Source organism: Pseudomaricurvus alkylphenolicus, from assembly GCF_011683955.1.
Taxonomy (GTDB): Bacteria; Pseudomonadota; Gammaproteobacteria; order Pseudomonadales; family Cellvibrionaceae; genus Pseudomaricurvus; species Pseudomaricurvus alkylphenolicus.
This window is the reverse complement of sequence record NZ_JAAQPI010000003.1, coordinates 110,431-132,946: the sequence shown is the minus strand read 5'-3', so window position 1 is coordinate 132,946 and position 22,516 is coordinate 110,431. Positions and strand designations below refer to the sequence as shown.

Below are 22,516 nucleotides of genomic sequence, written 5' to 3'. Positions count from 1 at the left end.
GTATCTTTTATCTGATCCTTCGGCAAATTACCGCTATCTCCTATGAAATGGTTGATTCCTATCCTTGTGATCCTTTTGGCCGGTCTGCAGTACCGGTTGTGGGTGGGTGAGGGTAGTCTGGCTGAGGTGGTGCGACTGTCCGGGGAGATTGAAACCCAGCGGACAGAGAATGAGCGCTTGCGGGAGCGCAATCGGGTTTTGGCCGCCGAGGTTGAGGGGCTAAAATCCGGGCTGGATGCGGTTGAGGAGAGGGCCCGGGAGGACCTTGGCATGATTAAGCCCGGGGAGACTCTGTTTATGGTAGTGGAGCCTGAGGAGCGTTGATGGAGCTTTCCGATTGCTGGGTAGTTATTCCGGCAGCTGGTGTGGGTGCCCGTATGGGGGCCAATAAACCCAAGCAATACCTCGAAATCAACGGTAAAACGATCCTTGAACATACACTGGAACGGTTGCTAAAGCTGCCAGATCTGAGAGGTGTGGTATTAGTGCTCGGCGCCGAGGACACTTACTGGCAGCGTTTGCCGGCGGTCCAAAACCCCTTGGTCAAAACCGTTGAGGGTGGCAATGAGCGCTGCGATTCGGTACTCAATGGCCTCAAGTCTTTACAAAACGAAGTGAAGCCCGATGATTGGGTGCTTGTCCACGATGCTGCCCGTCCCTGTGTGGCTCTGGACGATATCCAGAATTTACGCCATGACATTAAACACCATCCCGCCGGTGGTATTCTCGGCGTACCGGTCAGCGATACTCTCAAACGGGTCAGCGATGACAGTAGCATCGAAGCAACTGTTGATCGCAGCGTCCTCTGGCAGGCCCAAACCCCACAGGCGTTCCGCTACGGCGTTTTATCTGATGCCTTAAGTCAGGCTCTGCAAAAGGGGCTTAATATCACCGATGAAGCCTCTGCCGTTGAATCCGCAGGTTACAAACCTCTGATGGTTGAAGGCCGGCGCGACAATATAAAAATCACCCGTCCTGAAGACCTGCCGCTGGCGGAATTGACCCTGAAGCTGCAAGCATCCCCATAACCCAACTATAATTTGCTGGCCTAAAATCTAACCGCTACTCAGGAGAAACGATTTTGCGAATTGGTCACGGTTACGACGTTCACGCCTTTGGCGGCGGCGATAAGATTGTTATCGGTGGTGTGGTGATCCCTCACACCCACGGTCTGGTGGCACATTCCGATGGCGATGTTCTGCTGCACGCGCTCTGTGACGCCCTTCTGGGAGCCGTGGCTCAAGGTGACATCGGCAAACACTTTCCCGATAACGACCCCAGCTATCGCAACGCCAATAGCCGTGATCTGCTGCGAATGGTTTTTGCCAAAGTCAGTGCTCTTGGATATCGACTGGCAAACGCGGATATGACCGTTGTTGCCCAGGCGCCGAGGATGGCACCGCACATAGAGTCCATGGTGGTCAATATTGCCTCGGATCTGGAGGCCGATGTGAACCAGGTTAATGTTAAGGCGACGACCACAGAGCGGTTGGGTTTTACCGGGCGTAAAGAGGGTATAGCCGCCCACGCCGTGGTGCTGCTGGAATCCTGTTCTTAAATCCCATGTGATGATCTGTTTTGCGCGCTGCCTCAGGCGGTTCGCGCCGAACGTATATCGGCTAGAACATTAGATATTGATAAATTAGTAAAACCTAATATAATGTAGAGCATTCACATTAATTCAGAGATTTGCCATGAATGTCGCTCTCTCCAGTGCTCCAGAATCCATATCTTCCAGGGAATTTGTCCAGCGATTAAGCCAGCAGCAGGTCACTATGTGTTTGGATGTCCGTACTGTGGCTGAATTTGCCGGCGAGCGCTGTCGGGGCAGTGAGTGCCTGCCGCTGCAACAGTTGTCTGCAGAGACACTGGAGGTGCGTTTAAAGACGCGGGGCATCGGACCGGATGAGACCCTATACTTGATGTGTCAGGCCGGCAAGCGGGCCGAAATGGCCGCACAGCGCCTGGCCGGCCGGATTGGCAATCCCCTGTGCGTAGTCGCCGGTGGTGTAGAGGCGTTGCCGGAGGAATGGCTGGAGCGTGCGGAGAAGCCAATGATGTCGTTGGAACGGCAGGTAAGGATTGCTGCGGGAGCGTTAGTGCTGCTGGGCGTGGTGTTGGCGGCCACGGTGAGTCCCTGGGCGATGGGTCTGTCCGCTTTTGTAGGTGCCGGATTGGTGTTTGCGGGTGTCACCGATACCTGTGCCATGGGGTTGCTGCTGGCGCGAATGCCCTGGAATAACAGTTGACGGCGCTGTTGGTCGGTCTGGTTATTGGCCTGGTCCTGGGGCTGACGGGGGCGGGCGGTTCCCTGTTTGCGGTGCCTCTGCTGGGCTTGCTGTTGGGGTTGCCGCTGGTGCAGGCGACCGGTATAGCGTTGGGGGCGGTCGCGGTAAGTGCGATGTTGGGCGTCATTCAACGACGAGGAGTCGGCATTGTCTGGCTGCCGGTGTCTATTATTTTGGTGGGAGGCGTTGTTCTCGCGCCATTGGGGCGCTGGCTGGCGGGATATGTGCCGGTGATGGTGTTGTTGGGCGGCTTTTCCCTGCTGGCGGTGTGGGTGTCCAGCCGTTTGTGGCGCGATGCCGCCGAGCCTTCGTCAACAACTGAGATTCGAGCCGAAGGGGCAGTGGATTGGAGTCAAACACCGCCTCTCTTGGCCTCCAATGGTTTCTGGCCCTCGCCCATATTGGTGCAGGCGATTGTCGCCGGTATGGCGACGGGGGTGCTTTCGGGGTTGCTGGGGGTTGGCGGCGGATTTGTCATCGTGCCGATTTTGACCCTGGTTGTCGGGCTGACGATGGCGCAGGCGGTCACCAGTTCGTTGTTGGTTATTGCTTGCGTCAGTCTGTCGGGATTCGCCGCGCACTGGTGGTTGCATCCGGGGCTCGATACCACATTGCTGGCCCAGACCTCCCTGGGTGGAATGCTCGGCATGAGTTTGGGTGGTTTGCTTGGGCGCCGGTTGGCAGGTGCCGTATTGCAAAGAGTCTTTGCAATTATGCTATTGGCTACCGTGCCTTTGCTGTGGTGGATTTAAGTTACAAGTTAAGAGGTTGGATGCGTGATGATTTTTCGGCAAATGTTTGAGCAAAACAGTTCCACTTATACCTACCTGCTGGCCGATGAGAACTCCAGTGAAGCCCTGTTGATCGATCCGGTGCTGGAGCATTTGCAGCAGTATCTGGAGTTGTTGCGAGACCTGAATCTGACTCTAAAGTTTGCTCTCGATACGCATTTGCATGCTGACCATATTACTGCGCTTGGGGCGCTGCGTGAAGCGACCGGGTGCACGACCATGATGGGCGTCGAAAGTCAGGCGCCCTGCGTCAGTCGCAATTTTGTTCAAGATGACAGGATTGTTATAGGGGCAGTGGAGCTTGAGGTATTGCATACTCCCGGACATACCGATGATTCCTATTGTTTTCTTCTCCGGGGAGAGCAGCAGCCATGGTTATTCAGTGGCGATACTCTGCTGATTCGTGGCACTGGCCGGACGGATTTTCAGAATGGCGATGCGGCGGTTCAATACCAAAGCCTGCTGCGACTGCTGCGGGAACTGCCGGAAAATACGCTGGTTTATCCGGGCCACGACTATAAGGGCTGGACGGTCACCACGCTTGGCGAGGAGCGGCGCTGCAACCCCAGGCTGCAGGTCAGTAGCCAAGACGAGTATGTGCGGCTGATGGATAACCTGCATCTGCCGCATCCCGCACAGATGGACGTTGCTGTGCCGGCCAACCGCCAGTGTGGGGCTGGACTCTAGATTTTTTTATCAGTGGCGGTAACGGTTGAAATAATACGACCCTGGGCCAGTTGCGTGGTCAGTTGCTCCCCGACCTGCACGTCCTCATGGTTGCGAACCAATTGGCCGCCTTCTCTGCGGGTCACGGAGTAACCCCGCTGCAGAATGCTGAGGGGGTTGACGCTGTCCAGCAGTGCTACCTGCTTTTCCAGGTCCTGGCGATGGCGTTCCAGTCTCGCCTGCATCAATTGCCGCATTTGTTGCTGACGGTGCTGTAGCGATTCCTGCATCTGCGCGATGCGGCTGCCGGGGCTGTGCTGCTGAAGTCGCTGCTGGGCTGACTGCAGGCGGTTGCGATGCTGTTGCAGCTGTCCGTTCATCGACTGCCGCAGTCGAATTTCCAGATTGTCCAGATGCTGCGCCTGGGCTTGGAGCTTCTGTCCGGGATGCTGCAGACGCGCCCGCAGTGACATTAATCGCTCGCCCGCTAGCGCCAGCCTGCGTTGCATACTCTCTTCCAAAAGTACTTCGTAGCCGACAAATTGCTGCAAAATCTCTTGTGCATCGGGTGTGCAGAGTTCAGCGGCCGCCGACGGAGTAGGAGCCCGCAAATCGGCGACAAAATCTGAGATGGTGACATCCACCTCATGCCCTACGGCGCTGATAATCGGAATCTCACTGGCAAAGATGGCTCGTGCCACCGACTCTTCATTAAATGGCCACAGATCTTCCAGTGAGCCCCCGCCACGACCCACGATCAGTAAATCACAGTCGCTCAGGCGGTTGGCACGCTCCAGCGCCGCGACAATTTGAGGTGCGGCTTCGGCCCCCTGTACCGCAACCGGAAAGATGGAAACCGGAATGCCGGGAAAGCGCCGTCTCATAACGTGCAATATATCTCGTACCGCCGCTCCGGAGGGGGAGGTCACCACACCAACGTGCTCGGGGTGAGTCGGAATGGGCTTTTTGTAGGCGGCATCGAACAATCCTTCGCTGCCGAGCTGATATTTGAGCGCATCGAACGCCCGTTGCAGGGCGCCAATGCCTGCGTCCTCCATATGCTCGACGATCAGTTGGTAGTCGCCCCGTCCCTCGTAGAGGCTGACTCTTGCCCTCACCAGCACCTGCTGCCCCTGTTGGGGAATCGCCCGTACCCGTTGGTTGCGGTTGCGGAACATGGCGCATTTGACCTGCGCATTGGCGTCCTTGAGGGTGAAGTACCAGTGGCCGGAGGAGGGGCGGGCAAAATTGGAGATTTCACCTTCTACCCATAACAGCGACATATGGGTTTCCAGCAGTTGGCGAGCCTGGCGGTTGAGCTGAGAGACGCTGATAATCTGGCGCTGGGAGGCCCCTTGAGGGGGTAGTTGACCGGGAGCCTGGGAAATGGGGGGCATAAAGAGTCTCTAAGTTGCTGTCGTGGCGCTGCAGCGCATTGTGGCACCGACCCCACCCGATGTTCAATGACTCAGGTTTGAGGCTTGAGCGCACCTGCCCATCAATTTGTCGCCCATTCCTGACACACTTGGTCCTGCCCCGATTTTGGCCCTGAGAGTTATGCTTATGGGTTTCCTCTCTGGCCCCTTTTGGCCTATAATTCCGCGTTTATCCCGGAACTGCTTAAATTCCTGAGACCCGGCCCCCAAATCATTGAGGAGATGCCGGGCAAACTCGTTTTATCTGCAGTTCCCAAATTTTAATATTGAGGCTGGACTCCCTATGCTACGTATCGCTCAGGAAGCGCTGACTTTTGATGATGTATTGTTGGTACCGGGTTTCTCCGAAGTGACCGCCAAGGATGTATCCCTGAAAACCCAGCTCACCCGTGATATTCAACTGAATATTCCCCTGGTGTCCGCCGCCATGGACACCGTCACCGAGGCCCGCCTGGCCATCTCCATTGCCCAGGAAGGCGGCATCGGTATTATCCATAAGAGCATGTCTATCGAGCAGCAGGCCATGGAAGTGCGAGCGGTTAAAAAATTCGAGGCGGGTGTGGTCAAAGACCCCATCACCATCGAGTCCAACGCCAGCATTCGCGATCTGGTTGCCCTGACCCAGCAGAACAATATCTCCGGTGTGCCGGTGATGGAAAGCGGTAATCTCGTGGGTATCGTTACCGGCCGGGATGTTCGTTTCCAGACCAACCTGGACGCTTCGGTCTCCAGCATTATGACGCCCAAGGACCAGCTGGTGACCTGCAGCGAGGGCTCAGAGCCCAACGCCGTTCGGGAACTGCTGCACAAGCATCGCATTGAGAAGGTGCTGGTGGTCAATGATCAGTTCGAGCTGCGTGGCCTGATAACCGTCAAGGACATTAACAAAGCTGAAAAGTACCCCAACGCCTGTAAAGACCCTGAGGGCCGTCTGCGCGTTGGCGCCTCAGTCGGCACCAGCCCCGATACGGACGACCGCGTCGCGGCTCTGGTCGCCGCCGGTGTTGACGTGCTGGTGGTGGATACCGCCCACGGTCACTCCAAGAACGTTCTGGATCGCGTTGCCAAGATCAAGCAGGACTACCCCCAGGTCCAGGTCATTGGCGGCAACATTGCGACTGCTGCGGCTGCAAAAGCCCTGGTTGAGGCTGGTGCAGATGGCGTTAAAGTCGGCATCGGTCCCGGCTCGATTTGTACTACCCGCATTGTAAGTGGTGTGGGTGTTCCCCAGATTTCCGCGATTGCCAATGTGGTAGAAGCATTGCAGGGTACCGGTGTGCCGGTGATTGCTGACGGTGGCATCCGCTTTTCCGGAGACATCGCCAAGGCGCTGGTGGCCGGCGCGCACGCGGTAATGATGGGCTCCATGTTCGCCGGTACCGAAGAGGCGCCGGGCGAGGTTGAGCTCTACCAGGGCCGTACCTATAAGGCCTACCGTGGAATGGGTTCATTGGGCGCCATGGCCAAGACCCAGGGGTCTTCTGACCGCTACTTCCAGGATGCCAGTCAGGGTGCCGAAAAGCTGGTGCCGGAAGGTATTGAGGGCCGTGTTCCTTACAAGGGGCCACTGGCGGCAATTGTGCACCAGATGATGGGTGGTGTGCGTTCCGCGATGGGTTACACCGGCAGCCTGGACATTGACACCATGCGCACCCAGCCCGAGTTTGTGCGGGTGACGGCGGCGGGCATGGGCGAATCTCATGTTCACGATGTACAGATTACGAAAGAAGCACCTAACTACCCGGTAGGTGGACGCTGATTTTTCAGCACACAGGAAAACGTTTTTTTAAACACAACCGAGATTGGTAATGACCCAGGATATTCACGCCCAGCGTATTTTGATTCTCGACTTTGGCTCGCAGTACACCCAGCTGATCGCACGTCGCGTGCGTGAAATTGGCGTTTACTCGGAGATCCGTGCCTTCGATATGAGCGAACAGGAAATTCGCGATTTTGATCCCCGTGGCATCATTCTCTCCGGCGGCCCCGAATCCGTGACTGAGGGTGAATCCCCCCGTGCGCCGGACGTGGTTTTTAATCTGGGTGTTCCCGTTCTCGGTATTTGCTACGGCATGCAAACCATGGCAGAGCAGTTGGGCGGTGCCGTCCAGACCTCCAATCTGCGTGAATTCGGTTATGCGCAGGTTAAGGTCCATGGCAACAGCGCTTTGTTGCACGACATCCGTGACCATGTCGATCACGATGGCAATGCATTGATGGACGTCTGGATGAGCCATGGCGACAAGGTCTCCAAGATGCCAGAAGGCTTTGAGCTGATGGCCTCTACCGATTCCTGCCCGATTGCCGGCATGTACTGCGAAGAAAAAGATTTCTACGGCATACAGTTCCACCCTGAAGTGACTCACACCCTGCAGGGTAAGCGCATCTTCGAACATTTTGTGCTGGAAACCAGTGGCTGCCAACCCCTGTGGACACCGGCAAATATCGTCGAAGACGCCATCCGCAAGGTGCGTGAACAAGTGGGTGGCGATAAAGTCCTGCTTGGACTTTCTGGCGGTGTTGACTCCTCTGTGGTTGCTGCCCTGCTGCATAAAGCGATCGGTGATCAGTTGACCTGTGTATTTGTGGACAACGGTTTGCTGCGTAAAGACGAAGGCGATCAGGTCATGGACATGTTCGCCAAGAATATGGGCGTTAAGGTGATCCGCTCAGATTCTGAAGACCTGTTCCTGGGTAAACTGGAAGGCGTCGCCGATCCTGAAGACAAGCGTAAGATCATCGGTAACACCTTTATTGAAGTCTTTGATGAAGAGGCGGCCAAGCTGAAGGATGTTAAGTGGTTGGCTCAGGGGACTATCTACCCGGATGTGATTGAGTCTGCTGCGTCAAAAACCGGCAAGGCCCACGTGATCAAGTCTCACCACAATGTGGGTGGTCTGCCAGAAGATATGGCCTTTGAGCTGGTTGAGCCCCTGCGTGAACTCTTTAAAGACGAAGTGCGTAAAATTGGCCTGGAATTGGGTCTGCCTTACGATATGGTTTATCGCCACCCATTCCCTGGCCCCGGACTGGGTGTGCGTATCCTCGGTGAAGTGAAAAAAGAGTACGCCGATATTCTGCGCGAAGCTGACCATATCTTCCTGGAAGAGCTGCACAAGGCCGATTGGTACCACAAAACCAGTCAGGCTTTCGCGGTGTTCCTGCCGGTTAAGTCAGTGGGCGTTGTTGGCGATGCCCGCCGTTACGAGTGGGTGATTGCCCTGCGTGCGGTGGAAACGGTGGACTTTATGACGGCGCGCTGGGCTCACTTGCCTTATGAGCTTCTGGAGACAGTATCCAACCGGATTATTAATGAGATCTCCGGAGTGTCGCGGGTAAGCTACGATGTGTCGAGTAAGCCCCCTGCTACGATTGAGTGGGAATGATTCCACGTCTAGTAGCACCTAGCAAATTCTAGCAATACTCTTCATTTAACCCATTGTTTTCAATGGGTTTTTTGTTTCTATGCTTGATGATTTCAAGCACCTTCTAGCACCACCAAGCAAACTTTTTTCATGGAATTTTCCATGGTATCGTCTTTTTCAGTGTTGATGATCAAAGACAATACCATGCAGTGATTTTTAAGGTCTTCATGGTATTGGATTTCGGTAAGTATTTGTTATTTAAGAGAAAAACACCCTAAAAATCGCTAGTTTTTATCATGGTATTAGGGGCGTTTTTAGAGAGGGCTTTTATGCTGACTGATACCAAGCTTCGAAACCTGAAACCCAGGGACAAAATGTACAAAGTTGTCGACCGCGACGGGCTTTATGTCGCGGTATCCAAGACCGGTACCGTTTCATTCAGATACAACTACTCATTAAATGGCCGCCAAGAAACGCTGACCATCGGGCGTTATGGCGTTGGCGGTATTAGCTTGGCTGAGGCCAGAGAGCGTCTTAACGAAGCAAAGAAAATGATTGCTTCTGGTAAGTCTCCAGCGAGAGAAAAGGCGCGTGATAGGGCGCGAGTTAAAGGTGCCGAAACATTTGGAGCATGGGCAGATAAATGGCTGCGTGGTTATCAGATGGCGGATTCAACCCGCGATATGCGCAAGTCAGTCTATAACCGAGAGTTGAAGAAGACTTTTGGCAATCAAAAGTTGGCTGAGATTACTCATGAAGATCTACGATCTTTGACTGACGCTATTGTTGAGCGGGGTGCGCCAGCAACGGCAGTTCATGCGCGCGAGGTAGTTTTAAATGTCTATCGTTGGGCGATTGAGCGAGGACAGAATGTTGAGAATCCTGCTGAAATGGTACGCCCAACCACTATCGCTAGGTTTGTACCGCGTGATAGAGCGTTAACACCCGCTGAAATTGATCTGATGTACAAGTATATGAACCGAATCGGGACATCACCTCAATACCGCGCGGCGATTAAACTATTACTACTCACCTTAGTGAGAAAGTCAGAACTATCCAATGCAACCTGGGACGAAATTAATTTTAGCGAAGCTCTTTGGACGATTCCGAAAGAGCGTATGAAAAGGCGTAACCCTCATTTAGTTTTTTTATCTCAACAAGCTATGGATATATTTATTGCATTAAAGACTTTTGCTGGTGGTTCAAGGTATGTACTTCCGTCGCGGTACGATTCGGATACTCCCATGAGCAATGCAACACTCAATCGAGTTCTAACGTATACGTACAAAGCGGCTCAGAAAGATGGGAAATCGCTTGCTAAATTTGGTCCACACGATTTACGTAGAACAGCCAGTACGCTGTTGCATGAGGCTGGTTACAACACGGATTGGATAGAGAAAAGTCTTGCCCATGAACAGAAGGGCGTAAGGGCTATTTACAATAAAGCGGAATACCGAGAACAGCGGACAGAAATGCTGCAAGACTGGGCAAATATGATTGATGAATGGACTAACGTGAACCGAGAATTAGAGGCATACCCGGCCTGATGGCCTTGGTGTCCGATTGTTTACGTTCTTCAATCCAATGTTCTACTTCCGCTAGATCCCATGCTACATTGCGACTTGTTAATACGATGCGGCGAGGAAACTCGCCGCGTTTTTCCAGATTGTAGATGGTGCGATCCGAGAGTGGAATCATCGTTAGTAATGTTCTGCGGTTGATCAGCGTCTTCCCTGAATTGACGGTGCTCCCATTATCCCTGTGCTTGGCTTCTCTGGTATTACCCACGGCTATTATTCCATCTATTCAATTTACGGATATATCGAGCGAGAACACTAACAACTCTTCTATCGCCTTTCTGCCATAAATCTTTCAATGCGCTAAAAAATTACTCTGATACGAAATGCTGTTGTGCAATTAGATTATTCAGCCACTGCCGTAAAAACGCATTCAGTTCCTTACGCAGGTGAGGGTATAACTTCCTTGGCTCTGGAAAGACTTGCTGGTAGATCGGCGGTATCGACATTTCAAAGGTAAAGGCTTCCACCATCCGCTGCGACGGGTAGATAAGCACCACCATTTCAGGATCTTTGCACATATCGCCGTTCTGCTCAAAGTAATGCGCTAACGACACTGCAATGCCTTCATCATTGCCGGAAGCACCGTCGAGATGTGGTAATCGCTCGACCACCCAATCCATCAGCCCCGCTACCTGGCTGCGGCGATATTGGTCGGTTACAGCCCCCTCATTAGTAATAACACCCAGCTTAATCAGCCGGTCATAGTTGGTTTCATAAATTGTCTTTCTCATGATTTTTCCTCGCTTGTTGTTTAACGAGCGCAGCACCCGTCTGCGCTCCTGCACCGCTGGCGAAGCGTGGGGGTAGCAAATTGCAGGTGGCTCACCGGAAGCCGCAGCTAAGTGGAGGAGCAAAGCGGGGGAATCTGAACGGGTGAGGAAGCGCGAAGCCTTGCACTTGCAATGCGCGTGGGGCAAAGCCCCTAGCGGGGTTGAATCAGCGTGGGGTTATTACTGAATTTAAGCAGTCCGGAGGGCTGAAGCGTTAGGGATTGGAAGGGCGGCAGTTCCCCATCGGGGAATGAGCGTATAGCGAACCCGGTAAAGCCCGCTAAAACGCCTGGCACCTAGGGTAAATGAGCCCAATAATGAAAGTTAGCGGAAACGTGATGGCTGGCATAATAAGAGTACGGTAAGCTGGTTATCACGCTATATGCATTAATGGCTAATCAGTAATGTGGGTAAATAGGTCAGAAGTAGGGGCAAGCTAAACAGCCACAAAATAGTTGAATAAGCATTTTATTTTAGTGAGGGGCGTTAATTGAGTAAGGTATTTGTAAGTTCTGTGGTCGGAGGAATGGAGGTTTTTCGAGAGGCTGCTAAACAGGCTGTCACGCTAATGGACTATACACCGGTCATGTGCGAAGCATTTGCCGCAAGACCGTATTCGTCAGAGAAAGCGTGTATTCACGAGGTTGAGCAATGTGATGTGTATTTGCTCATATTGGGATCAGCCTATGGCTATGAGACGCCCGAGGGTATATCCGTTACACAAGCTGAATTCGAAACCGCAAAGGCAACCGGAAAATCGATATTGGCCTTTATCCAACAAACACCGGTTGATGATGAACGCCAGCAGGCCTTTATTGGCGAAGTAGAAGCGTATCAGGGAGGGGTATTTCGAGCCAGTTTCAGCACAGAATTGGAACTGAATAATGAAATCGTCAAAGCTTTGCGACAAATCGATACAATGAGTCAAGCGATCTCGGAAGACGCCTTCAAAATGCTTATCGAGCAAGTGATAAACGAGAGGCGTGGTTATCGGGATGACCCTCAATTAATGCTCGCGTTTCTGGCTCAGCCGGAGCGAGTGGCTGACATTATTGCTTTAGAGCAGCAGATGGATGACTACTTTGCGCGCCTTTGCCAGGGCGGTGTTACCCAATTTCGAGATGGGTATGAATTGATTGATCATGCGCATTGGACGGGCTTAAACAGCGGGAAGTGCACTATCTATTTTTGCGCAAATGGTTTGACGGTACTCACGGCTAATCCGACACAAGCCAATGAAGGGTTCTTCTCGGGACATTTTGCGCCGCCACAAACCATTGTTAACCTGGCGAAAGGCTTTAGACATGTGATCACCGCTAACTCAGGATTCGCGCATATTGCTTTGCATAATATGGAAAACACCTATGTCGCTAATTCACCAGGCGGTTCATCCATGACCATGCGGATGTTCTCGAAAGATGAAGAGGTAGATTTCAGTCGGCTCTTTCTGCCCTTGACGGAAGGCAGCTACAACGAATGGATTGAGCAATGTGTTAATCGAATGGCGAGAATATTCCGTTACAACTCAAACAATGAATAATTATGCAAGGATGCTATCCCACGTCACTGCAAATAAAATGCAGTGACGTGGGGTGCAAATCATCGCTAACCCCCATGAGAACTGAATCTAATAAAAATTCCTGACATGCCGAAAGCATTATCAGGGTTCTTCTAACCCTTCTCACTGATAATACAGATTCCATGTGTGGCTATTGCACTCTCAATAGCAAACCGGCCCGAAAGGGCTTTTCAAGTTGACTCATGCAACCGCAATGAGTGGCTTATCACCTAACAGAGGAGGAACGCCTGGCAAAAGAAAGTAAAACTGTCTAAAGCGTGAAAACGAAACAGCGTCGTACCCATCCGGGGATTGGCACTGTTGGTTATGCCGCTATTCAGGTTTTGTGGGAGTGGTGTCCCATGACGTTAGCAATCCGTTTTTGAGATTGCTTCTCCATCCACTGTGGTGGCTGGACAGTCATAAACACTGACCGAAACTTCAACACCGCACTGTTCCAGCTTAAAAACGACTGTTCTGAACGGTCGCACGTCTGTTCCATTGGGTAACTTGTCCGTTCAGAACAGTCGTCTTGGGCAAAGAACGGACAATAAACCTGACCGGAACGATTAGACATAAACGACACTATCAGTAACGCACGATCTAGCAATCCTCTGCAGAGCTTCTTTGCTTCAATGCCCGTTCTGCTTGGGCGACGGCTGCTGGCATCAGATAGATGCATCAGTAAATACTTGAAGATTATTTCCTTCAGCCTTGAAAGGTTAACTAACGACTCAGCACGTCCTCTTTACCGAGAATGCAAACACGCTTTATTTCTCGACGAGGAGTTGTCTGTGAAAGATCTCAATTATCAATTAAAGGATTTGTGTCAACGCAATCAGGATGGTAGTCGTGCTACACAAGCTGAACGCTTCCAGCTGTTACAAACGATGGCTAATCATCTTAATGAATTGGGCTATCGGCGCATGGAGGCGAAATCTCTCAAGCCTAAACATGTTGATGCCTTGGTCGCCAAATATCTGGAAGAAGGGCTAACCCCCGGTACGATCAAAAACCGGCTTGCCGCTTTACGTTGGTGGGCTGAAAAGATCGGAAAGCAAAACGTTGTGGCCAAAGATAATGCTTATTATGGCATTGAGTCTCGTGTCTTTGTTACTAAAGTGTCGAAAGCGCGTGACCTGGATCAGGAGCTGCTAAAAAAAATCAGCGATCCGCATTTAAGAATCAGCCTGGAACTGCAAAAAGCCTTTGGCCTTCGACGGGAAGAAGCGATTAAGTTCAGTCCAGACTATGCGGATCGGAATACCTACATTCGTCTGAAATCTACCTGGTGTAAGGGCGGACGGGCACGGGAAATTCCTATTCGCACCGACGAGCAGCGGGACGTTTTAAAACGCGCGCGACTGGTGGCAGGAAAAGGCTCATTGATTCCATCTCACCTGATGTATGTTCAGCAGATGCGTCTCTATGAACGTGAGACGCAAAAGGCAGGACTGTCCAAGTTGCATGGTTTACGTCACCGCTATGCGCAAGAGCGATATTACGAACTTACCGGAAAACAGGCACCCGCCTGTGGTGGCCCAACGAGCAGTGAACTCAGTGAAGAAGAGCGCGCGAATGATCAGGTAGCTCGCTGGGCGATTTCTCAGGAACTCGGTCATGAGCGCGAGCAAATCACGGCGGTGTATTTAGGAAGGTAAGTAATGATTAAGGAATTACGCTCAACGGGCGCTGCCCTGGCCGCTGGGCCTTCCCGCCCTCGCCGGTAGCAGGGGTTGCAGCGATGCTACAACCCCTTTGAAAGGGTGATAGAGATCGGCACATCAAGGACTACTCGGCTAATGCCTGTGTTCCTCCTTGACGCTGAAACCTCATGACGAATCACACTGTGGCTATTGCAGTTTCAATAGCACCCGGCGGCTACGCTGCCAAACAATCGGTATGACTCGAAAACGTTGCAAGCAACCGCTGATGCGTTAGCCAGTTATACCACCCCTACGGGAGAATGATTTCCCGTAGGGACATCTTTCTCTTGTTCATTCAACGATGAGGAGAAAGATGATGGAGTACCTGGAAATGCGAGGTGCAGTGAAACTCAAAGCTGATGCCGATATGGCTGTCGTACGATCCGTTCTCGGCAAATTGCGAGAAACAGAGTTTGTCGATGCAGGTTATGTCGATATAGGCATTGAGGAGAATCTTCTGAGTATCAGTGCCGAAGGTACAATTTCAGAAAGTTACAGTACCCGTGCGTTGTTAACACAGCTGCAAGGTCAGTTGACAGAAACGTCGATGATAGGTGTTTCAAGTGTACGGTGGGAAACCCTCGTAGTACTGAAGCACTGGCAGCCGAGTGCTGCAATAAGACTGGAAGTAGACAGTCATCTGGCTTTTGCCCAGTAATCCACGATAAGGGTCTGACTCCAGTCAGGCCTTTGTCATTTTTTCTTCTCCACTCATTCCAAGAAAATAGATCAATCCTATTCTTTCTTTTAGTTACGAAAGCTTTTCACTGCCGCTTGTAAGCTGCTATCGATAATCTGGTGAGCATTATCAATGAGTGGATGAGTGGCGGTATTCATGCGAGAGATAGTGATTGGCAATTTAAGGTTGATACTGACAATAGTACTAATTCTTCCATTAACAGCGATAGCGGATACGAAGGATAGCCGTGTTGTTGAGAGTCGCTATCTTTCTATTCAGTTAGGCCCCGAGATTGAACAAACCGATCTATTGCAAAGCGTTGTAGGGATAGAAGTGCCTGAGCGAATCACAACAGTCGGTCAGTCACTGAATTTTCTTCTAGGTTCGTATGGGTTTCATCTGGATGAAAACCCTGAAACAGATGAACACTACCTCCTACTGATGTTGGTACTTCCTGAACCGCATCGGAATTTAAGGTCGATGACGTTAATGGATGCTTTGATCACCTTGGGCGGGAAAAGCTTTCGACCTTTAATCAATCCAGTCAAGCGCTCAGTGCGCTATCAGTTGCGTGAAGGGTTTGGTCAATTCGTTACGGTTGAAGATATGGAGGTCGCCAAACAAGGGTGGCTTGATCAGAAGGAAATAACCTCGTTGCCATCGAAAGAGCCGGGGGAAACCCCGGTCGCTCAGCAAGAACATCAAACCTACGGGCCGGTACAGCGGGGCGATAGTTTAAGCCATGTCGCCAATCAGCTCGATTTCCCGGGTATGACAATAGACCAGGTTCTGGTTTACCTTTTTCGTGCAAATCCCCATGCGTTTGCCAATGACAATATGAATCATCTATTGGCAGGAGAAACGCTGAAAATCCCGCCCGTTAATCTTGAAACGTTGCCAGCCGCATTTGAAGCCAGTCAGTTCGTTGACGAGCACTATCGTCTATGGATTCAAAGTGAGGTGACGCCGTGAATCATCGGGGCGCTTTAGCTATAGGGGTGATTTTGCTTTCGTTTATTTCTAGTGCAGCGATTGCAGATACGAGTGAGGCTTTAGCGAACTCATCACAAACCCCTGATACTGAAACTCCGATCAGCCGAACTATTGAATTACGGACTTTGGCGAAACGATGGAGATTGGATCACGAGGAATATCAACGTTATCTCGATTTAATGCGTGGCCCATTGGGAAAATGGAGTCCCGACCTTGACCCATTGCTAGTACTTGGGATGTTTGCAGAGTCTTCGCAGGAAGAACGGCGTTACGCCGAGCTGTATGCACAGCAGGAATTTGATTTAACTGAACGGACGTTGAAATTTCAACAAGCCTACCGCGCAGCTTTTGAACGTCTGTTCCCCAACGAAGCAATGTTAGATCACCGCTTATTGGCTCCTTACTTTGCGCACCAACAACAGAAGTCTGCAATGAAGGAGGTAAAACGGTTAGCGAAAAAACGCTTTGTTGATGGAGACCGTTTGCTTCTTTTTGTACCTCCAAATTGCCGTGAGTGTTTGCCGGTGATTAACCGATTAATAGGTTTGTTGTCGAGTACTCAACAAAGCGGTGTCGATGTGTACGTTCATGATGCTGAAGATGATGGGGCTGTAATCGCATGGGCGAATGCCCACGCGATAAAAACAGCCTGGCTCAATGACCGGCATCTAACCTTGAATCGTGATGAGGGCTTACTACAACGATTGAAGAGTCAATCCACGGTTTCACCGGCAAATGCTATGCCGATTTTCTTAAAACGTAATGGACGTTTCTTTCAGTTGAGCGGGGAGAGTTTAGGGTTATGAATCCTTATCTGATGAGGTCATGTTTAGTTAAGCCGTGGATTGCCGGCGTGACATTGATGCAATCAGTGGCGGCGGTCGCATTGGAAGACGTGCCGGTGGCCTATTTGATAGTTGCCAAGAGCCATCAAGTACCTGCGGATATTCTTTATGCGATAGCGTTGACAGAAAGTGGCACGCATTATCGTGGTGAGCGGTTACCGTGGCCCTGGGCGTTGAATATTGATGGCCAAAGCGTCTTTTGCGAATCCCAGCATGATGCGATTCACCGAGTTTCCCAGGCTATCCGAAAGCAACAGTCAGTCGATATCGGGTTGATGCAGGTTAACTGGCGTTGGCATGGGCAGCGGTTTGCCACGATTGAGGAATCACTGGTACCGATTAAAAATCTCAGTGCAGGAGCCACGATTCTGTACGAGCAGTTTGAGCAGACTAACGATTGGTGGGAGGCAGTAGGGCGCTACCACGACCCCGGCCAGGACGCGGAATCGCTCGACAGCGCTCAGCGTTACCGAGAGCGTGTAAGGCAGTATTGGCGGGAGTGGTTCTAATGCGAGGACTATTCGGACTGATTTTCCTGTTGTTGTGTTTAGGCGCTCACGCCAGAGAACCATTGACCGTGATTTATGACTCAGGCGATACCTTACCGCTTGAGCCCTATCTTCCGAAACGAGCGCCACAAGAAAAGACCACCGTTCAGGGCGCGAATCGGCAGTCGCCGTTCAACCTGCCGATCACCACACCTTCAATGCAGCCGGGCAAAGTCACAGCCACCCCAAAAGCATTGCGTTACTTGCAGCGGCCCTTGTTTTTAGTGGGGGCTGATCAGGAATCGCGAAACTGGTTAGTCGAAAAGCGCGAGCAGCTTATCCGTATTGGGGCCGTTGGCCTGTTGGTAGAGGCGAAGGATCGCCAGGAGATTGAGGCGGTTTTAGCCATCGCGGAGGGACTTCGCCTGGTACCCGCTTCAGCCGAGAGTTTCGCCACTAAGCTGGGTTTGAGCCACTACCCGATCTTGTTATCAAAGGAGGGTTGGGAGCAGTGACAGACCGGTATGAAGTCGAGGTGTTATTACGCCCTCCAGTGGAACTGTCTTCGGCGATTGTGGCGCTGAGTTGTGCGGGGATCGTGTTAGCTGCACCACACACTTTGATGATGACGCCATCGGTTGCCTTGTTCAGCGCCGGGTGCTTGGGTGGGATTGGTGTGTGGCGTGGTCGCCAGGCTTGGCGAGTGATTCAGTATCAGCGCCATCTCAAACGAAGCCCGCGTTATGTTATGTCATCATCCCAAGTGCCAGTGAGTCAGTCGGTGTTGTTCTTGGGGCGAGGCTTTCGCTGGAACCAGACACATACCGAACGACTCTACGCTGCCCGCGATAAGCGCGCTGAACGCTATCTGCAGCCCAGTGCAATCAAACAATGGGTTCGTCGTAAAGAGATCGAATGGGAGCATGCGCCCCTATTGCGAACGATCATGCGATGGACCGCACGAGATTCCCCTCTGAATCCCGTCCGTCCCCCGCCAGCCATCGGGGGCGATGCCGTCATTCACGGCGTCGGGATCAGGGGGGAAACCAATGCCACCATGCCGCTCAGTGACCGGGTTGGACATATGGTGGTGATCGCCCGAACACGCCATGGCAAAACACGGCTGGCCGAGGTGCTGACGACCCAGGATATTCGACGCGGCAACAACTGTGTCATTGTGTTAGACCCGAAAGGAGATGCCGATTATCTAAAGCGCATCTATGTGGAATGTCAGAAAGCAGGGCGTCAGCTCATTATCTTTCATCTGGGCTATCCCGAGCTGAGCGCTCGTTACAATGCCATTGGTTCTTTTTCACGAATTACAGAAGTTGCTACACGAATCGCTAGCCAGTTACCGGGTGAAGGGGAGGCCAGCGCGTTTAAAGAATTTGCTTGGCAATTTATCAACGTCATCGCCGTAGCGCTGGTGGCGATGGGTGAAACACCGGATTACCTCAAAATTCGTCGCTATATCACCGATATTGATGCGCTATTGATACTGTATGGCCGACATTGGCTGGCAGAACACGGCCCGGAAGATTGGCAGGATGAGCTGGGAGAATTACAGGACAGCATTAACATAAAATCTCTGCCGCGTATCGATCAGGGCAAAGACCCTGAAGCTCTGGCGATGGTGCGCTACCTCAATACCCATGCGGCTTTCGATCAGGTGTTAGAGGGTCTGATGTCTGCTTTTCGCTATGATCGTGAGTATTTTTTGAAAATCACGGTGTCCATCAAGCCCTTTCTGGAAAAACTGACCACGGGCAATATCGCCTCTATCCTGGCACCCGATAAGTGCAATACCGAAGACCAACGCCCGGTGCTTGAGTGGGCGCAAGCGATAAGATCTAACGCTGTCGTTTATGTGGGGCTGGACGCACTTACCGACCCGGAAGTGGCCGGTGCGGTAGGTGCTTCCATGTTCAGTGACCTGACCAGTCTGGCGGGCCATATCTATAAGCATGGTATAGCATCCAGCAATTCGAACGAGCAGGCTAAGAAACCACCGGATATTGTGATTCACGGGGATGAATTCTCTGACTTGATCGGGCCGCAGTTCAAGACGCTGATTAATAAAAGCGGCGGTGCTGGCTATCAGCTAAATCTATATACCCAAACCTGGAGCGACCCGATTGCCGAGTTGGGTAGTGAAGCGAAAGCCGGGCAGTTGGCTGGCAATATTGGCACTATGCTGATTATGGGTGTGAAAGAGGTGGCCACCTGTGAAATGTTCACCAAGCAGCTACCGGAGGTGAGTGTCAGCGAAATCATGGCGGTTTCCGGTGTCACCGACAATGTCGATACCTCTGCTGGGATGGGTTTTACCTCCAATAATCAGGATAGAGTGAGCATCAGCCGCGTGCCCATGATTTCATCTGCCGATATTGTGGCGCTTCCCAAAGGGCAGGCATTCGTCTTGCTGAGGGGCAGTGAACTGTGGAAAATCCGGATTCCCATGCCGTCCAAAATGGATGACCAGGAACTGCCCGACGATTTGGGTGATATGCTCCAGCATATGCGGCGTAGTTATACGTCAGTCGTGGATTGGTCCAGTTTCTCCAATAGTGTGAGTGGCCGATAGGCCTGGGTGGAAAACCCATGGCCAAACCACAGCAGTATCAGCCTCCCAGAAGAAAAGAGCCCGGCCTGATCGGTCAACTGTTTTCCGCGCTGGTTCAACTGCTGGTCTGGCTGATCATCAGTTTGATGCTGTCCATCATTATAGAATGGTTGGGCATGATCTGGTTCTGGCCTGAACAAGGGGCAGACCACGCAAAAGCAGTTCTGGCTGCTGACCGGGCTTACCTCAATCAGCAACTCTATGATCAGTCGTTAGCTATCAGGGGCGATATTGTTGCGTTAACGGGCGAGGCCGTAGGGTGGGTATCCCGTCAATCCTGGCTTAAAACGCTTCTACATAATGCACCTGATGTTGCTGACGGCAGCTTTTTGTCATCGTTGCAGACATGGGGGTATGATTTATACCAACGGTTCGACGACTACCTTCAAGCATCCACCTACGTCACGCAAACATTCATCATCCGTTTAGCGCTTATTCTATTTTCGCTGCCGATCTTCCTAGTAGCGGCGCTCGTGGGAGGCGTTGACGGTTTGGTCGAACGCGACCTTAGGCGTTGGGGCGGGGGGCGTGAAAGTAGTAATGTCTTTAATCTGGCGAGGCGGTCCGTTGTACCTTCATTTGTAGCAGCTTGTGTGGTCTATATCAGTCTGCCGTTCAGCATCAATCCGGTGATCGTTATTCTGCCCTTTGCAATTCTACTAGGGCTGGCTGTTCGTATTGGGTTTGAGAGGCTGAAGAAGTATTTCTAAGATAAGTATTTGCAATACCGCTTGCTAGTCATGACTTCATATTGAATTCAATTTGGTTGATTCAAGTGAGATTCATCTTTCCACCAGATTAAAGAAAGAATGTCATAGCCATTGGAGAAAACACTTTCAACAACGCTAAAGTCTTCAGAACCTTCGTTATTGATCCATTTATCGGCATCAACCTCTATGCCGTTTGAGAGAGTGAAGGCATTTTTCGGTTGCATGATACTGGTATGGGGCCAGATGTAGTCCGGAACAATAGGGTTTCTTGAAAACCACCGCCTTTTTCCGGACTTATCCCAACAAACTATCATGCAGGGGGAGCTACTGACTTCTACAAAACGAATAGCTGTGCTGGTTCGAGAAGTATCGAATTCGTTAGCCAGATAGTTTACAGAGTCTGCTGTGATATCAATATCATTTAAATACCGACCAAAAATATGGCTAGGCATCATCAATTCAGCAGAAAATTGATTGGCACGAACTTCTTTTTGTTGTCTGAAGTTATCCTTAGACATACTACGCTGTCTCATATCATCGGTATCACAGCGGTAGGTCAGATTTTTCCCTCGATCATTAACCCAGTGGCCCAACTCATGCCCAAGTGAAAAGCGCTGCCGACGAGGATCTGCATCTTTGTTAATTGTAATAATAGCTTTTTCATCGGTACCTATAATGTTGCCTTCACAATCGAATAAAGCTGAGCGTTTGACGTCAGCATTCAGTGAATAAGCCACTAAATCCAAGTCGATATCTTCTGGTTCGTAGATACCTAGTTTCTTAAGAATGTCGTCTGGCTGTCGTTTGAACTTCATAATTATCTGTCGGTATCGTTTGGATCGATAAGACCTAGCTCTACTAAGTTTTTCCAAATTTCGATAATGTCATCCTCACTTCCATCCTGTCCTTGTTCCCTAAAAGCAAGAACTATCCCTTCAGGCACTTTGTCCTGATTTTGCATAGCTGTAACTATATCCGATAGCATTTCAGGAATAGATCGTTTTGGGGGAACGTTTTGAGAAACTTTCTGTTCTTGCTTATACGCTTGAAACGCGGCCTTTTGCTGGGATAGCCTGTATTGCCGTTGCTCTTTAACCGCCCGTGTAATCACCGCGCGGGCTTGATGAATATCTTGCTGTGAGGGGTATCCGTCACTGCCAACACAAGCAAGAATTTCTTCGTCACTCGCCTCTATAGTTGCTTCGATAACGTACTCATTAATCTGTTTGATAAATGCCAGTGTCATGATTCTACCTCCCACCATGGAAGCCCATTTGGAAACCGCTTTCTCACCTTATCTTTCACTCTCTTTTCGACATTTCGATAAACCTGATCAGTAAACTCGCATAAAGTTAAAATCCTGGATTTTTTTTGTTCATTTAGCTTTTGCGTAATGAAGCAATCCGCTTCGGGGTCATTCTCAAACAATTGCTTGATATTTTGAATCCAAGTGGCAATCAGGTTCTCAGACTGACCATGTTCGATAACTGATTCGGCGGATGCATGAGAAAGTTTGGCTGTCGCACTTGTCGGTGCTAATGAATCGTCATCGGTGATTAATAATTCATCAATTGTAGGTGTGACAAGCAACTTTGAGTGTTTCTCTTCCTCATTACTAATAACACTTTTTCCCGTCTCAATAAAAAAACTGATGGTTTTTACATCCCTAGGCCAGCGCCGTTCTAGCGAAAGGGCCTTCATGACGACCTGTCCAAAAACATCATGTTCTGCCAACCCGGTTCTAGCGGTGCAGCCCAATGTGCGATAGATCTGAAGTAATCGGACAATATCGGGCTCCGCTAGGTTATCTAGCAGGTCCTGTACCTCTATCTCAGAGAAATGGGTCTCAGTATTTGTATCCATCGTATTCACTGTTTGTGCGCTTCCTATGTGCTAAATACTGGTGATTTCGAAAATGTGGCAAAAAAAATCGCCACTTTTTGAGTTTTGGCAGTAGAAGGAGGTAAGGGGCTAATTTATCGCCCATATCTACCAATTTGAAGCAAATTATACGCTAG

24 protein-coding genes are annotated in these 22,516 nt (G+C 51.0%); 18 read left to right on the top strand and 6 right to left on the bottom strand.

The window, feature by feature from the left end; all coding sequences use genetic code 11:
* The first annotated feature begins 42 nt into the window (after nt 1-42).
* The 6 genes from ftsB (at nt 43) to HBA55_RS09375 (ending at nt 3,766) form a co-directional block, all read left to right on the top strand.
* A complete protein-coding gene (ftsB, locus tag HBA55_RS09400) occupies nt 43-324 on the top strand; it encodes a cell division protein FtsB (RefSeq protein ID WP_166989796.1) in 282 nt (93 codons plus the stop codon).
* Entirely contained in the window at nt 324-1,028 is a 705-nt protein-coding gene (gene ispD, locus HBA55_RS09395) for a 2-C-methyl-D-erythritol 4-phosphate cytidylyltransferase (protein WP_166989794.1), read from the top strand. The genes ftsB and ispD overlap by 1 nt, the downstream gene beginning before the upstream one ends.
* 53 nt (nt 1,029-1,081) lie before the next feature.
* The gene (ispF, locus tag HBA55_RS09390) at nt 1,082-1,558 is read left to right on the top strand and encodes a 2-C-methyl-D-erythritol 2,4-cyclodiphosphate synthase (protein WP_206019692.1); all 477 of its coding nucleotides are present in this window, start codon (nt 1,082-1,084) and stop codon (nt 1,556-1,558) included.
* A 136-nt stretch (nt 1,559-1,694) separates the two neighbouring features.
* On the top strand, nt 1,695-2,249 hold the full coding sequence (locus HBA55_RS09385; RefSeq protein WP_166989792.1) for a rhodanese-like domain-containing protein: 555 nt from the start codon (nt 1,695-1,697) through the stop codon (nt 2,247-2,249).
* Nucleotides 2,246-3,040 (top strand): sulfite exporter TauE/SafE family protein, encoded by a 795-nt coding sequence (locus HBA55_RS09380; protein ID WP_166989790.1) that lies wholly within the window; start codon nt 2,246-2,248, stop codon nt 3,038-3,040. Before HBA55_RS09385 ends, HBA55_RS09380 begins: the two co-directional genes overlap by 4 nt.
* Before the next feature lie 27 nt (nt 3,041-3,067).
* A complete protein-coding gene (locus HBA55_RS09375; protein ID WP_166989788.1) occupies nt 3,068-3,766 on the top strand; it encodes an MBL fold metallo-hydrolase in 699 nt (232 codons plus the stop codon).
* Here the strand turns inward: HBA55_RS09375 and xseA are convergent.
* A complete protein-coding gene (gene xseA, locus HBA55_RS09370) occupies nt 3,763-5,142 on the bottom strand; it encodes an exodeoxyribonuclease VII large subunit (RefSeq protein ID WP_166989786.1) in 1,380 nt (459 codons plus the stop codon). The two genes, HBA55_RS09375 and xseA, sit on opposite strands and share 4 nt — an antisense overlap.
* A gap of 322 nt (nt 5,143-5,464) precedes the next feature.
* On the opposite strand from xseA, the gene guaB reads away from it, so the two are divergent.
* The 3 genes from guaB to HBA55_RS09355 all read left to right on the top strand — a co-directional run bounded on the left by guaB (nt 5,465) and on the right by HBA55_RS09355 (nt 10,093).
* Complete coding sequence (gene guaB / locus HBA55_RS09365; protein WP_166989785.1) at nt 5,465-6,940, top strand: IMP dehydrogenase; 1,476 nt, start codon at nt 5,465-5,467, stop codon at nt 6,938-6,940.
* Nucleotides 6,941-6,989: 49 nt separating this feature from the next.
* The gene (guaA, locus tag HBA55_RS09360; RefSeq protein ID WP_166989782.1) at nt 6,990-8,567 is read left to right on the top strand and encodes a glutamine-hydrolyzing GMP synthase; all 1,578 of its coding nucleotides are present in this window, start codon (nt 6,990-6,992) and stop codon (nt 8,565-8,567) included.
* A gap of 308 nt (nt 8,568-8,875) precedes the next feature.
* On the top strand, nt 8,876-10,093 hold the full coding sequence (locus HBA55_RS09355; protein ID WP_166989780.1) for a tyrosine-type recombinase/integrase: 1,218 nt from the start codon (nt 8,876-8,878) through the stop codon (nt 10,091-10,093).
* Here the strand turns inward: HBA55_RS09355 and HBA55_RS09350 are convergent.
* Nucleotides 10,056-10,334 carry a helix-turn-helix transcriptional regulator gene (locus HBA55_RS09350; protein ID WP_338109386.1) on the bottom strand — a complete coding sequence of 93 codons (279 nt, stop codon included), beginning with the start codon at nt 10,332-10,334 and terminating at the stop codon, nt 10,056-10,058. The two genes, HBA55_RS09355 and HBA55_RS09350, sit on opposite strands and share 38 nt — an antisense overlap.
* Nucleotides 10,335-10,434: 100 nt before the next feature.
* Entirely contained in the window at nt 10,435-10,857 is a 423-nt protein-coding gene (locus tag HBA55_RS09345; RefSeq protein WP_166989778.1) for a DUF6908 domain-containing protein, read from the bottom strand.
* A 529-nt stretch (nt 10,858-11,386) separates the two neighbouring features.
* On the opposite strand from HBA55_RS09345, the gene HBA55_RS09340 reads away from it, so the two are divergent.
* From HBA55_RS09340 to HBA55_RS09300, 9 genes are all read left to right on the top strand, one after another.
* Nucleotides 11,387-12,436: a DUF4062 domain-containing protein gene (locus HBA55_RS09340; RefSeq protein ID WP_166989776.1), complete on the top strand. Its 1,050-nt coding sequence runs from the start codon at nt 11,387-11,389 to the stop codon at nt 12,434-12,436.
* 812 nt (nt 12,437-13,248) lie between these two features.
* A complete protein-coding gene (locus HBA55_RS09335; RefSeq protein WP_166989774.1) occupies nt 13,249-14,115 on the top strand; it encodes a phage integrase N-terminal domain-containing protein in 867 nt (288 codons plus the stop codon).
* A 358-nt stretch (nt 14,116-14,473) separates the two neighbouring features.
* A complete protein-coding gene (locus HBA55_RS09330) occupies nt 14,474-14,818 on the top strand; it encodes a hypothetical protein (protein WP_206019690.1) in 345 nt (114 codons plus the stop codon).
* A gap of 165 nt (nt 14,819-14,983) precedes the next feature.
* Nucleotides 14,984-15,811, top strand: a complete 828-nt coding sequence (locus tag HBA55_RS38010; RefSeq protein WP_166989772.1) for a FimV/HubP family polar landmark protein — start codon at nt 14,984-14,986, stop codon at nt 15,809-15,811.
* Entirely contained in the window at nt 15,808-16,638 is an 831-nt protein-coding gene (locus HBA55_RS09320; protein ID WP_166989770.1) for a TIGR03759 family integrating conjugative element protein, read from the top strand. The genes HBA55_RS38010 and HBA55_RS09320 overlap by 4 nt, the downstream gene beginning before the upstream one ends.
* 56 nt (nt 16,639-16,694) lie before the next feature.
* Nucleotides 16,695-17,186 carry a lytic transglycosylase domain-containing protein gene (locus HBA55_RS09315; protein ID WP_240946011.1) on the top strand — a complete coding sequence of 164 codons (492 nt, stop codon included), beginning with the start codon at nt 16,695-16,697 and terminating at the stop codon, nt 17,184-17,186.
* Nucleotides 17,186-17,680: a PFL_4695 family integrating conjugative element protein gene (locus tag HBA55_RS09310; RefSeq protein ID WP_166989766.1), complete on the top strand. Its 495-nt coding sequence runs from the start codon at nt 17,186-17,188 to the stop codon at nt 17,678-17,680. The genes HBA55_RS09315 and HBA55_RS09310 overlap by 1 nt, the downstream gene beginning before the upstream one ends.
* Nucleotides 17,677-19,749, top strand: coding sequence for a type IV conjugative transfer system coupling protein TraD (traD, locus tag HBA55_RS09305; protein ID WP_166989764.1), 2,073 nt, complete (start codon nt 17,677-17,679; stop codon nt 19,747-19,749). The genes HBA55_RS09310 and traD overlap by 4 nt, the downstream gene beginning before the upstream one ends.
* Before the next feature lie 17 nt (nt 19,750-19,766).
* A complete protein-coding gene (locus HBA55_RS09300) occupies nt 19,767-20,498 on the top strand; it encodes a TIGR03747 family integrating conjugative element membrane protein (protein WP_166989762.1) in 732 nt (243 codons plus the stop codon).
* A gap of 47 nt (nt 20,499-20,545) precedes the next feature.
* On the opposite strand, the gene HBA55_RS09295 is transcribed toward HBA55_RS09300, so the two are convergent.
* The 3 genes from HBA55_RS09295 to HBA55_RS09285 are packed head-to-tail and all read right to left on the bottom strand — an operon-like array spanning nt 20,546 to nt 22,370.
* Nucleotides 20,546-21,313: an ImmA/IrrE family metallo-endopeptidase gene (locus tag HBA55_RS09295; RefSeq protein WP_166989760.1), complete on the bottom strand. Its 768-nt coding sequence runs from the start codon at nt 21,311-21,313 to the stop codon at nt 20,546-20,548.
* 2 nt (nt 21,314-21,315) lie between these two features.
* The gene (locus tag HBA55_RS09290; RefSeq protein ID WP_166989758.1) at nt 21,316-21,744 is read right to left on the bottom strand and encodes a hypothetical protein; all 429 of its coding nucleotides are present in this window, start codon (nt 21,742-21,744) and stop codon (nt 21,316-21,318) included.
* The gene (locus HBA55_RS09285; RefSeq protein ID WP_166989756.1) at nt 21,741-22,370 is read right to left on the bottom strand and encodes a hypothetical protein; all 630 of its coding nucleotides are present in this window, start codon (nt 22,368-22,370) and stop codon (nt 21,741-21,743) included. Before HBA55_RS09285 ends, HBA55_RS09290 begins: the two co-directional genes overlap by 4 nt.
* Nucleotides 22,371-22,516: the final 146 nt, after the last annotated feature.